This is a genomic window from Chitinophaga deserti (assembly GCF_003149455.1).
GTDB classification, from domain to species: domain Bacteria; phylum Bacteroidota; class Bacteroidia; order Chitinophagales; family Chitinophagaceae; genus Chitinophaga; species Chitinophaga deserti.
Genome location: NZ_QFFK01000001.1, coordinates 688,340 through 700,270 on the forward strand (window position 1 = coordinate 688,340; position 11,931 = coordinate 700,270).

Annotated in this window: 10 protein-coding genes, 1 tRNA gene and 1 pseudogene; 11 read left to right on the forward strand and 1 reads right to left on the reverse strand. The window is 46.3% G+C overall.

Going from position 1 to position 11,931, the window contains the following annotated elements; genetic code table 11:
- Window positions 1-70: 70 nt before the first annotated feature.
- The 6 genes and pseudogenes from DEV76_RS02720 to DEV76_RS02740 all read left to right on the forward strand — a co-directional run bounded on the left by DEV76_RS02720 (window position 71) and on the right by DEV76_RS02740 (window position 7,413).
- Window positions 71-1,852, forward strand: a complete 1,782-nt coding sequence (locus DEV76_RS02720; RefSeq protein WP_109694816.1) for an AMP-dependent synthetase/ligase — start codon at window positions 71-73, stop codon at window positions 1,850-1,852.
- A 64-nt stretch (window positions 1,853-1,916) separates the two neighbouring features.
- Window positions 1,917-1,988, forward strand: a tRNA-Arg gene (locus DEV76_RS02725).
- A 147-nt stretch (window positions 1,989-2,135) separates the two neighbouring features.
- The gene (locus DEV76_RS02730; RefSeq protein WP_109694818.1) at window positions 2,136-2,867 is read left to right on the forward strand and encodes a hypothetical protein; all 732 of its coding nucleotides are present in this window, start codon (window positions 2,136-2,138) and stop codon (window positions 2,865-2,867) included.
- Window positions 2,868-3,006: 139 nt separating this feature from the next.
- The gene (locus tag DEV76_RS02735; RefSeq protein WP_109694820.1) at window positions 3,007-3,960 is read left to right on the forward strand and encodes an SRPBCC family protein; all 954 of its coding nucleotides are present in this window, start codon (window positions 3,007-3,009) and stop codon (window positions 3,958-3,960) included.
- A gap of 231 nt (window positions 3,961-4,191) precedes the next feature.
- A pseudogene (locus DEV76_RS26325) lies at window positions 4,192-4,290 on the forward strand (leucine-rich repeat domain-containing protein); the annotation flags it as partial.
- 366 nt (window positions 4,291-4,656) lie between these two features.
- Window positions 4,657-7,413 carry a COR domain-containing protein gene (locus tag DEV76_RS02740; RefSeq protein ID WP_198651921.1) on the forward strand — a complete coding sequence of 919 codons (2,757 nt, stop codon included), beginning with the start codon at window positions 4,657-4,659 and terminating at the stop codon, window positions 7,411-7,413.
- A 33-nt stretch (window positions 7,414-7,446) separates the two neighbouring features.
- Here DEV76_RS02740 and DEV76_RS02745 read toward each other — a convergent pair whose 3' ends face one another.
- On the reverse strand, window positions 7,447-8,919 hold the full coding sequence (locus DEV76_RS02745) for a M12 family metallopeptidase (protein WP_109694825.1): 1,473 nt from the start codon (window positions 8,917-8,919) through the stop codon (window positions 7,447-7,449).
- Window positions 8,920-9,242: 323 nt separating this feature from the next.
- Between DEV76_RS02745 and DEV76_RS02750 the strand changes: the two genes are divergently transcribed.
- The 5 genes from DEV76_RS02750 to DEV76_RS25830 all read left to right on the forward strand — a co-directional run bounded on the left by DEV76_RS02750 (window position 9,243) and on the right by DEV76_RS25830 (window position 11,777).
- A complete protein-coding gene (locus tag DEV76_RS02750; protein ID WP_109694827.1) occupies window positions 9,243-10,319 on the forward strand; it encodes a DUF1573 domain-containing protein in 1,077 nt (358 codons plus the stop codon).
- Window positions 10,320-10,425: 106 nt separating this feature from the next.
- A complete protein-coding gene (locus DEV76_RS02755) occupies window positions 10,426-10,710 on the forward strand; it encodes a chitin binding peritrophin-A domain-containing protein (protein ID WP_109694829.1) in 285 nt (94 codons plus the stop codon).
- Window positions 10,711-10,779: 69 nt separating this feature from the next.
- The gene (locus DEV76_RS02760) at window positions 10,780-11,094 is read left to right on the forward strand and encodes a chitin binding peritrophin-A domain-containing protein (RefSeq protein WP_109694831.1); all 315 of its coding nucleotides are present in this window, start codon (window positions 10,780-10,782) and stop codon (window positions 11,092-11,094) included.
- A 54-nt stretch (window positions 11,095-11,148) separates the two neighbouring features.
- Window positions 11,149-11,430 carry a chitin binding peritrophin-A domain-containing protein gene (locus DEV76_RS26330; RefSeq protein WP_394336953.1) on the forward strand — a complete coding sequence of 94 codons (282 nt, stop codon included), beginning with the start codon at window positions 11,149-11,151 and terminating at the stop codon, window positions 11,428-11,430.
- A 62-nt stretch (window positions 11,431-11,492) separates the two neighbouring features.
- Window positions 11,493-11,777, forward strand: coding sequence for a chitin binding peritrophin-A domain-containing protein (locus tag DEV76_RS25830; protein ID WP_157962688.1), 285 nt, complete (start codon window positions 11,493-11,495; stop codon window positions 11,775-11,777).
- Window positions 11,778-11,931: the final 154 nt, after the last annotated feature.

Here is an 11,931-nt window from a genome sequence, read left to right on the forward strand (position 1 = left end):
TTCCGGGGAAAATTCGGTAAATTGAATGAGCCCAAAGTGCTTTATATGCCCATTCATCCAATCATTCATCATGCACCACCCCAACCGCCTTTTTGACGTACTGTCGCACCAGCTCCGGCATTTCCCCAAGCAGGATATGCTGGCCGCCAAAGAAGAAGGCGTATGGAAGAAATACGCCACGGCAGATGTTGCCACCCTCACCGCCCGGTTTGCCGCCGGCTTCCTGGAAATGGGTGTAGGCGGAAAGCCCCCTGCACCTGAAATCCAGCATAAGATCGCCATCATCAGTGCCAACAGGCCCGAATGGATACTTACCGACCTTGCCTGCCAACAGGCCGGGGCCGTTCTCGTACCTATCTACCCCACCATCAGCGCCACCGAGCTTTTGTTTATCCTCAACGATTCAGAAGCCCGTGTCCTGTTTGTGGATGATGCTGAGATGTATGAAAAAGTAAAATCCATCAGGGATCAGCTCCCTCACCTCTCCGACATCTTTTCTTTCAACCGCATACCCGGCGTCCGCCACTGGATGGATGTGCCCGCTGCTGCCACTCCACAATCAGAAGCCCGGCTCCCGGAAGTGTCAGCAGCCATAACACCTGATACGCTGGTAACTATCATTTACACCTCCGGTACTACCGGAACGCCCAAAGGAGTGATGCTCACGCACGGTAATATCATGAGCAATGTGGAAGGCTGCCTTCCCATCCTCCCTGTAGATGAACATGCCCGCGCCCTCAGCTTCCTGCCCCTGAACCATATTTTTGAGCGGATGGTGACCTATGTCTATTTCACTGCGGGTGTATCTGTCTATTACGCGGAAAGTCTGGATGCCATAGCCGATAATCTCAGGGAGGTGCAGCCCGGCATATTCACCACCGTACCCCGGGTATTGGAAAAGCTGTTTGAGAAGATCATGGCGCGTGGCCATGCCCTAACCGGCATCCAGCGGGCGATATTCTTCTGGGCGCTGCGCGTGGGACAGCAATATGAAATCAACAAAAACCAGGGCCCATGGTACCGGATGGAGCTGGCATTGGCCAACAGGCTTGTGTTTGGCAAATGGAGGGAAGCACTGGGTGGAAAGATCCGCTGTATCGTTACTGGTGCCGCCGCCTGCCAGATACGGCTGCTAAAGCTCTTCACAGCTGCTGGCCTTCCCGTACTGGAAGGCTACGGCCTCACAGAAACCTCCCCTGTGATCAGTGTAAACGGCAAAGAGCCGAAAGACCGCATGTTCGGCACCGTAGGTCCAGTTATATCAAATGTGGAAGTAAAGCTGGCAGACGATGGGGAGATCCTCGTAAAAGGCCCAAGCATTACCTCCGGCTACTACAAGCGCCCCGACCTTACCGCTGAGGCTTTCAAAGACGGATGGTTCCATACGGGCGACATTGGAGTGATCCTGCTGCAACGTTTCCTTAAAATCACAGACCGCAAGAAGGAGCTTTTCAAGACCTCAGGCGGGAAATTCGTGGCCCCACAGCCAATAGAGAATAAGTTCAAGGAATCGCCATTAATAGAGCAGATTATGGTGGTAGGGGCCGACCGGAAGTTCACCGGTGCCCTTATAGTACCCAATTTTGAGAACCTGAGAGCCTGGGCCAGAGATCACCAGGTGGAGTTCCCTTCCAACGACTCTGCACTGAAAGATCCTAAGATCAAGGCCCTCTATAAAGAGGCGGTAAACAAATACAACCAGTACTTCAACCATATTGAGCAGGTAAAGAAATTTGAGCTGATGCCCCGGGAATGGACGATAGACGGCGGGGAGATGACCCCCACACTGAAACTCAAGCGCCGTGTTATACAGGAAAAGTACCGGGATTCCATAGAACGCCTCTATGCCTGATTTTTTTAAGGAAATTTGCCAAAATCGTTTATTTTTGCCCTCCCGTTACCCTCAGGGTAGTGCCGGCCCGGTAGTTCAATGGATAGAATAGAAGTTTCCTAAACTTTAGATACAAGTTCGATTCTTGTCCGGGCTACAAAACAAAAAAGGTGTTCTCACGAACACCTTTTTTGTTTAAAATGAGTTTGAGCCGACATGATAATATGATCTACCTTTGTTGAACCTCCATCCCATCCACATCTTCCATAATCCTCATATTTCTTAATTGTTAAAACCAAATTCAATGTACCAGTTAAGATTTATTTGTTTGCTCGTTTATGCATCTGCGGCGTTATGCCTGGCATCTTGTGGAGAAGGTCGTAAAAAAGCCGACACCACAACAGACACTGATAGCAATTCTGCTTATGTTACGCCTGCAGTAAACACAACCACCACCGCCCCGCAAAGTATGATGCTGGTTACCCACAAAGTGGCCAACTTTGCAAAATGGAAGATCTCCTATGATGGGCATGATTCCCTACGACTGGCCAACCAAATACACAGTTATATTATTGGCCGCGGATTAAACGATTCAAACATGGTATTTGTAGCGGTGAAAGTTGATGACATCGCCAAAGCCAAAACGTTTGCCAAAGACCCCAGCCTGAAAAAGGCAATGCAAAAAGGAGGCGTCACTGGCACCCCTTCTTTTAGTCTTGTTACGGTCACTTTCAGAGATACCGGCGCTGTTGATACAGATATACGGGCGAGGGCAACATTTCAGGTCAAAGATTGGGATACCTGGCTAAAAGCGTTTGAAGAAGGCAATCAGCACAGGCTGGATAATGGCATTTCGGTAAGAGCGTACGGCCATGATGTGGACGATAATAAAAAAGTAATAGTGGTGACAGCCATAAAAGATACTGCAAAAGCCAGCGCCTATTGGAAATCAGATATGCTTAAAAACAGAATGGCAGCTTCCGGCGTGATTGGCGAGCCTGAAAGGTTTGTTTATCGGTTAACACACCGGTACTGAAAACACTTTGAGCATAAAACTGCCTTCTTTAAGGCAAAAGGCATTGTAGTGAAGGCGCCTGGTAAAACCTGCGCCTTCACTATTTTGATTTCCGTATATTTATTTCATGGAACAAACACCTAAAGAAACCCTACAACCTATGGCCTCCAAAAATCGCACATGGATAGCAGTAAGTGTGATCACTATTGTTTCCTGGCTAATCACGGCAGTAATTTTTTATCAGCTCGAAGATTATGGATTTGTACTATTTCTTGTGCTCCCTTTCTTTATGGGCTTCGGCACAGTATCATTATACGGTTATAGAAATCCAAATAAAATAAGCTACAGTTTGTCGTGGAAGCTGGGCATCATTACGCTTTTAGCATACGCAGCAGGACTGTTATTTTTTGCCATGGAGGGCCTGATCTGTATTGCAATGGCTACCCCGCTTGGATTACCGCTGATATGGATGGGAAGCACCCTTGGATACTGGATGGTCAATAAGCAACCCGGCAAAACCCCTACTTTAATGATCATCCTGGCGGGCAGTATTCCGCTCATTTCATTTATTGAAAAAGATACGCCTCCGGAATTGAATGCAGTAGTTACATCCATTGAAATCGCGGCAGACCCGCAAACTGTATGGAAAAACGTTATTGAGTTCCCTCAGCTCGATGAGCCCACGGAGTTCCTTTTCAAAACAGGCATTGCTTACCCGATCAATGCGAAAATAGAAGGTGAAGGGGTTGGCGCCATCAGGCATTGTAACTTTACGACGGGAAGCTTTGTAGAGCCTGTTACTGTATGGAACCCGCCACATCTGCTGAAATTTGATGTACTGGAACAACCCGCTCCTATGAAAGAGCTGAGCTTCTGGGATGTGGATGCCCCACACTTACATGATTACTTCGTGTCCAAACAAGGCCAGTTTAAATTGACCGCTTTGCCTAATGGGCATACCTTGCTCGAAGGCACAACCTGGTATTATCATAATATCCGCCCGGCCTTTTACTGGAGACCGTGGAGTAACTACATTATCCACGAGATTCACGGTAGAGTATTGCGGCATATTAAAACGAATGCCGAGAAAGGAAAATCACAGCCCGCCAACTAAACCAGCAAATCCAGACATTTTATGGTGAAAAAGCCTAAAATTATACTAGATATTGAAAAGTATCTGGGTATCAGCCTTAATTACTTCCCAACTACAGACGATACTTCAAGAATTGCTAATTACCCCAATTCTTTTTCGCTAAACGGCATCAGGAAAATTACAATGTTGAGCCTGGCTGACTGTGAAGTACCAGTTAAGCTATTGGCTCCATTTACTGACTTACAGGTCCTTATGCTTCGCAATTGCAGCCTGACAAACGTCTCATTCTTATCCCGTTTTCATGATCTGACATTCCTCGACCTTGGTAGAAACAACATTGAGGATATCTCTTCATTACGAAACCTGATACATCTCAAATATGTAAGCATAGCAAATAACCGGGTTTTTGATCTGAGCCCTTTATACAACCAATGTAAAGAAATCAATCTGGCACGAATCAATTCTGTAGGCAATCCACTCAGATTCCCGCCATCCAATGTAGCCAGAAGGGGGCGGGAGGAAATTGTAAAATGGATCGATGAATCTTTACAACCTGCCCGCGACAAAATATTAAAATGCCGACAAAATAAAGATACCCGGATAGACCTGGGCAACCTTAGTATTACAGACTTATCTCTCCTGCCGGAACTTTTTGAATGCAGCCATCTTAAAGAACTTATCCTAAGCAATGAATGGGGAGTACACCGTCACTCAGGGGTGATCGAGAAACTACACAGCAACAACAACGGAATACGCAACAACATCTTTCATATCCCGCCTGAAATAGTGAAACTGGAAAACCTTGAAGCATTGAATATTGGTGGAGATTGGGCGGCAGGAGACGGACATGTAAACAGAGGACGCCTCAATACGATAGAACCATTCCTCAAACTATATAAATTAAAGTATCTAAATATCAGCAACAATAGAATTAAAGGGATACTCAATATTAACTCGCTGACTAAACTGGAAGAATTTATTGCAAATAATAACTTCATCACGCATGTCAGATCTCACTTTCACCTCAAATCACTTAGGCATCTCAACCTTAGTAACAACCTGCTGAAAAACGCAGACTTCCTCATAAAAACGCCCAATGCAGAAACCATCGATCTGCATTCAAATAAAATAAGTAACCTGTATAACATCCGGGAACTGGTGATTAAAAAAACCATATCTGATTCAAAGTGGCGCCTCAATACAATAAACATTGCCAACAACCCTTTGGATGTACCCAATATGCAGGTTATCGGACAGGGCATGGCGTTTGTAAAAAGCTTCTTCCAGCAATATGAAGTGGAACAATCCGTAAGGATACCCCTCTTTAAAAATGATGACATTAAAATAATCTTAGTTGGAAACAGCGATGCAGGTAAAACATCTCTCGCAGAAAGACTGATCACCGGCAAATGGAACGACAAATTACCTTCCACTCACTGGATGGAGATAAAACACTGGCACCCCAAACGCAATAACCGGACTTACAATATCCGGATATTTGACTTTGGTGGACAGGAGTATTACCACGACACCCATTATTTATTCTTCAGTAGTCAAACCGCTTATGTATTGCTGTGGAATCATCAAACCAACAATTATGATGAACGTGAAATTCAGCAGCTGCAGAAAGATCAGACTAAAACGAATGTATCTATCCAGGGGTTCCCTATTCCTTATTGGATGGAATCCATTGCTTATCATAGTCAACGAAAACTTACAGAAGATGACATTATCTTATTCAGGTCACTTAATACAAAAGGCACTTTAATTAAAAGTATAATGCTTGAAAGGGAAGATGCGGATCCTGTTGATATAAATATGGAAGAACTTCACATTTCGTTTCCGACGAAAAACCTGTTGAGGGTATTACAACCGCCAAACATTCTTATCACCCAGAGTAAAGTAGCAACTGCGGCAGATACGTTTTTCCTCGATCAACTCCAGTTGAATACCGAATACCCCAATATCTTCGATTTTGCCAACATCTCTGTTAAAACAGGGCGGGGAATGGACCATTTCCAGAATTTACTTTTCGAAATGATCGACAATATGCCCATTGCCACCAGGGAATGTCTGGGTACTTGGGGGGCCATTAAACTAGCTATTGAAAATGGCGTGGAAGATAGCAAGCGCGAAATGTCCCTCAAAGATTTCAGGCTCTATTGCAATCAAATTATTTCCGAAATACCTGCAGTAATCAACGCTGGGAAATTAGATACAAGCAACCTCTACTTCAGCATAGCCCATACCGAAAGCTATGCCCGATACCTCAACGACATCGGCCTCATCCTCTACTTCCCCGACAACGAACATCTCAAAGACAAAGTTTTCCTGCGGCAGAATGATGTCCTGAAAAAGATATACGACATCCTCGAAGGTCTCCATGGTCTCAACGGGCAATTCGATCAGGATCACATCCTGAAAGCCCTGCAAAAGAAAAAGTTCGACGAAGAATGCACCACCATCATCGAACTCATGAAGCATTTCAAGATCGCCTTTCCTCACCCGTCGCAGGAAGGCTCCTTCATCGCTCCACTATATCTCCCGGCACAACCCTCCAAAAGCATCAGCATCTTCCTGGACGACGGCCACCAGCCTTCCTACAGGTTCCTGTTCCAGGGATTCATCCATAAACACATCATCCTGGAGTTCTTCCACCTCTATGGCCGGCAAGCCCTCCGCGATGAACACGGACAACAATACTACTACTGGAAAAACGGCATTGTGATTAAAGACGAACTGACGCAGGGCATCGTAATGGTCCGTTTCATCAATGCCACCGCCACAGCTAAAGCATTCATCGATGTGTACTCACTGGGCAAGAACGGAGACAAATCCCTGCTCAAAAAGATCACCGGCGAACTGGAACGCCTCACCTTCGACATGAACGTCAAAAAAGCAGTTACCACCAATGGCACCGATTTCGTGCCGGTGGATGTAATTCATGCCGCAGAGGATTCCAACCAGTGGATCTTCCATTACAACGATCAATACTTCGATCTGAAACTCTTTCGCGCCCATCTCAAAAACGAACTCAAAATGAAAAAGATATTCATCTCCTATTCCAAAGCCGATGCCCATTACTTACAACAATTCGAAAACCACCTCAGCGCCCTGAAGCGCAATGGCAGCATCAGCACCTGGAACTGCCGGCAACTACTACCCGGCGAAAAGTGGGATGGCAAAATCAAAAAGGAACTGGAAGAAGCCGATATCATCATCTTCCTCGTCAGCTCCGACTTCCTCGCCACCGATTACATCTGGGATATCGAGATCAAATACGCCATTGATAAAGAAAACACAAACCCTGATGCCGTGAAAGTAGTCCCCATCATTATCCGCAGCTGCGTATGGGAAGACACTCCGCTTTCCGCCTACAACACCGCACCTAAGAAAGCCCAGGTTATCACCTTATCCAATAACATCGATGAAGCCTTCACAGAGGCTGTGAAAGACTTAAAAAAGATATTGTAATTGAAAAAGGCACCTCACCAGGTGCCTTTTCTTCTATGCATAAACGTCTATCAACTGCTGTATAAACCAATTCAACGCTCCCAGATTCTGCCCATAGAAATATTGCTGTCCTCCCACCTGGAAAGGGAATTGCACAGCATAGCCATATTTCCATGTCCCGATCTGCAGTTTCTCGCCCATTTTACCATCTCTGGTTATTTGCCGGATGAACCAATCGTGGGAATCCATGCTCTGCCCATACATGTACTGATGCCCGTTGATGTTATAACCAAACTGCACCTGGTAAGCTTCATTCCACACATCATTATCGGTTTCTGCCCCCAGCGTGCCGTCAGCTTTTAACTCCTGTATGAACCAGTTTCTCTCGTTCATGTTCTGACCGAACAGGTATACTTTTCCGCCAACGGAGAAAGTGAAGAGAACATCATAGAAAAACTTAAAGCTGCCGGTAGCTGTTTGCGTACCTATCACCCCGCCTGCCAATACTTCCTGTATAAACCATACTCCTGTACCCTCATATTGCCCGAAGAGAAATACCCTGCCGCCAATGGTATAAGAAACGATTGATTTGTAATATACCGGCCAGGGCTTACTGGTTGTTTCTGCGCCCAGCTTACCGTTAGACAGTAACTCATGGATAACGTGATACTTCGTTTCCTCGTTCTGACCAAAGAGATAAGTCTTACCGCCAATGGCAAAAGTCAACATATTCTGAAAGGTTAGCTTTGTGGTGCCAAAATCCGTTTGCCCGCCCATTTCACCTTTAGGCATCAGCTCCCTGATAAACCAGTTTCCATCATCGGTATTTTGCGCGTAAAAGAACGTTCTGTTGCCAATTGTATACGAACATTGCTGATCGAATCCTTCTTTAAACGGACCATTATCGGTTTCGGGTCCCATAGGTACCGGTACATCTTTATATAGTTCGCGAATGGCCATCTCATCCATTTCCGACATATTGGTCCAGCCCTGGGCTGCACCACCACCCAGATGTGCTTCCGGGTCTTTTATACTCTTCATCGTCCACACTTCCGCACCTTTAGGGAAACCTCCCCAGCCTGTGGCCGGAGCAGGATAATGCATAACGGAACCGGTATCGTAGTAGGTTAAATTACCGCTGTCCGGCTCAAGGATGAAATTTATATTTTTCTGCCCATGCGCTATATGATACCATTCAATATCTACAAACTGATCCCGGTCGTCGCGGCATTGTTCATGGATAAGACCCAGTGTATGCCCCAGCTCGTGCAGGGCTTTATAACCATGACTGATATTAACAATCTGCCTGCCGATATTCTCCATTCCTATCCCGCTGTTACTGGTATCCGAAGATTGTATAAATACATAATTGTACTCATTGGTATGTGGCACAAACCACACCTTACCGGCATCCGACCATTTCTGCATGGCCTCTTCCACTTCATCCTTATAAGGAAAATTGCTTTCGTACTTGTAGGGGATCCTCCGGAAAGTCCAGAGGGTTACATCAGCAGGGGTTGCGGCCATAACGTAAGTTTTTAGGGGTGAATGTTACTATAACGGGCTACTGAAAAACAATGTTCATCTCCGTTTACCGCATTCATGTTATTCCAATTTTTAGCAAAGCCTCACTTTTGTTAACACACATAGAAGTGCCGCAAACTCATTTGCAGTCCCACTGCTAATTTCAGCGCACCCCTCAATAAAAATGGCTTATAATAAACTGAATATAAGCAGATTATGAAAATATTTCCACTGCAGTCTTACCGCAGTGGTGAATTATAACTTACAGCCCAATACGCAAATCCTTTTCAGAAAAACGACCAACCAAACCAACCAACCCTTCTATTATGAGATTCTTGTCCCTATTCCATGGACTGGCCGCAGCGCTATGTCTTATGCAGCTTTCCTGCTCACAGGCTCCCCGTGAAATCACCATCAACACCGGCACTATGCGTGAAGCATTGAATACCGCTTCCCGGGAAAAGAAACACCTGATGGCTGTGGTAACTTATGAAGGTTGTCCCTCGTGCGACAAACTCCTATCTGCCGCTAAGCATTACGATACGTTTCAGGAAGTGCTCGACAAATACGTGGTGTATCGTTTCAACGCCATGGAACCCGGCCAGCAGTGGCTGGATCAGTGGCTGTATGAGAAAGCCTATCCCATCATCATCCTGTTCTCGCCTGAAGGCAAACTGCTGACCGTTATCAAACATGGCAACGCCGGTGTCATTAAAGATCTGGCGGCAAAAGCGTTGATAACCCCTGCCAGCCAGGAGCTTTACAAACACAGTCGAACCAAACTGCCCTACGGTCACGACACGCTGGTGCGTACACTGGCTGCGGGCTTTTATGGGCACATGGCTCTTCAAAACAATGCAGCTACCCCCCAACTGCGGGAAGCCCTTTCCGGACTTGAAAAAACCGTAACAGAGCAGCCGTATTTCTTTAACTACTACCTCTTATCCAAACTGCATCATAAACTGGGAGACTCCACTGAGTCGAAACGTTTTGCAGATAGTGCCCTCAATAAGAAAGGCCCGCTGGAAGCAGTTCTCTACCCCACACTACGTGCAGAACTGAAGTTTCAGAATGATTCCAGTTATGACCAGTACGACGATCCCTATGTGGCGATTAATGAAACCACTATCAACATCGGCGAGGTAAACCGCAATCAAAAGCCCAAAGCCACTTTCACGATTAAAAACATCGGTAAGCAACCACTCCTTATCCGCGATATGAAAGTGGGCTGCTCCTGCACCGCGGCCGACTGGCCTAAGAAACCCATCCTGCCGGGAGAAGAAACAACGGTTACCCTTACTTACAAAGCGGCTAAGGAAGGTGCTTTCACACAATCGGCATATTTACTGACCAATGCGTTTAACAGCTCCGTCCACATCACGATCAGTGGCTTCGTCATGTAAAAAATAATTACCCAACCATTTATACCAGCCATAAAATGCACCTCCCGATCCGGGCAGGGATTCCTATGCGCACTAAAGTTTATTCTTCACCCAAAACCAATCAAGTATGATGAAAACAATGTCCAAATGGGCACTATGTCTCACCCTTTTTGCTGTCATCGTTGCAGGATCTGTACGCGCTGTTGCAGGCCAGCCGGCATGGAGCTGCTGGTCTAATTCACAAGGCGTTCCTGAAGATTTTATTCCGGACATGTACGACTGTGGCATTTACTATGTATGTGACCATGAGTACCGCCCTGTTGAAATGCATTGCCCCTGGGGCCTGCATGCCGACTGGGCATTTGAAGTATGCGAATGGCCAGCATTCGCCATTACCTGGCCAGACTGTTGACAAGACCCTTTCGATCCCTGGGATTGATAAAACATTGCGATCAATTTCTTCACCCAAAACCAATCATGTATGATTAAAACAATGTCCAAATGGGCACTATGCCTCACCCTTTTTGCTGCCATCGTTGCAGGATCTGTCCGCGCTGTTGCAGGCCAGCCGGCATGGGGATGCTGGTCTAACTCACAAGGCGTTCCGGAAAATTTTATCCCGGACATGTACGACTGTGGTACTTTCTATGTATGTGACAATGAATACCGCCCTGTTGAAATGCATTGCCCCTGGGGCCTGCATGCCGACATGGTGTTCGAAGTATGCGAATGGCCGGCATTTGCCATCACCTGGCCCGACTGTGAAGATGAGGACCCTTACGATCCCTGGAATTGATAAATCACCGCGATCAACTTCTCACCCAACAACCAATCATTTATGATGAAAACAATGTCTGGATGGGTAATATGCTTCACCCTTTTCCTGGCTTTGACAGCAGTGAGTGCAGTTGCCAAAAACCCGGCCTGGACTTGCTGGGCCAACACCCAGGGTGTTCCTGAAGATTTTATTCCGGATACGGATGACTGTAGCGTGTACTATGTTTGTACCGAACAGTACGTACCCGTAGAACACCAATGTCCGAACATACTGCTGGCAGACATGAACCTGGAAATTTGCCAATGGCCTCAATTAGCCTATACTTATCCTGGTTGCGGCAGCGACTCATGGTAAACACAGGACTAATTTCCGCTGCGAAGCTTTACCTCTTTTTCTCACCAACCAAACCCTGTAACATGAAAAAGCAAATCCTGAAATGGAGCGCTATGCTGATGATGACAGCAGCACTCACCACTACGTTCATCACCCCGTCTACCGCCTACCCCGTTGGCAGCTGCTACGATCCTTATGGCGGTAAACGCAATACCCTCCCCGATGATACGTATTGCCATGTTTTCTACACCTGCGACGACTGGTATCAGCCCGTTATGCATGAATGCCCCTGGGGCCTGGTGTTTGACATGCAGCTGGAAGTATGCAACTGGCCCGAATTTTCCCAAACCTGGCCCTGGTGCTGGTAGATGATTAACGCCCCCTACCGGGTAAAAACACCGCCCGCTTTCCGGATATCCGGGAACGGGCGGTTTTCCATTATATATATCTTAGTAACCCGGTGTATCAAAAGCGGACGTTTTTTGTACCGAAAACGAACAAACGCATATTCACTTTATAACT

Bases quoted from the DNA above. Each gene is read 5' to 3' on its own strand.
- DEV76_RS02720 (WP_109694816.1), top strand. From the start codon at position 71: ATGCACCACCCCAACCGCCTTTTTGACGTACTGTCGCACCAGCTCCGG.
- DEV76_RS02730 (WP_109694818.1), top strand. From the start codon at position 2,136: ATGTACCAGTTAAGATTTATTTGTTTGCTCGTTTATGCATCTGCGGCG.
- DEV76_RS02735 (WP_109694820.1), top strand. From the start codon at position 3,007: ATGGCCTCCAAAAATCGCACATGGATAGCAGTAAGTGTGATCACTATT.
- DEV76_RS02745 (WP_109694825.1), bottom strand. From the start codon at position 8,919: ATGGCCGCAACCCCTGCTGATGTAACCCTCTGGACTTTCCGGAGGATC.
- DEV76_RS02750 (WP_109694827.1), top strand. From the start codon at position 9,243: ATGAGATTCTTGTCCCTATTCCATGGACTGGCCGCAGCGCTATGTCTT.
- DEV76_RS02755 (WP_109694829.1), top strand. From the start codon at position 10,426: ATGATGAAAACAATGTCCAAATGGGCACTATGTCTCACCCTTTTTGCT.
- DEV76_RS02760 (WP_109694831.1), top strand. From the start codon at position 10,780: ATGATTAAAACAATGTCCAAATGGGCACTATGCCTCACCCTTTTTGCT.
- DEV76_RS26330 (WP_394336953.1), top strand. From the start codon at position 11,149: ATGTCTGGATGGGTAATATGCTTCACCCTTTTCCTGGCTTTGACAGCA.
- DEV76_RS25830 (WP_157962688.1), top strand. From the start codon at position 11,493: ATGAAAAAGCAAATCCTGAAATGGAGCGCTATGCTGATGATGACAGCA.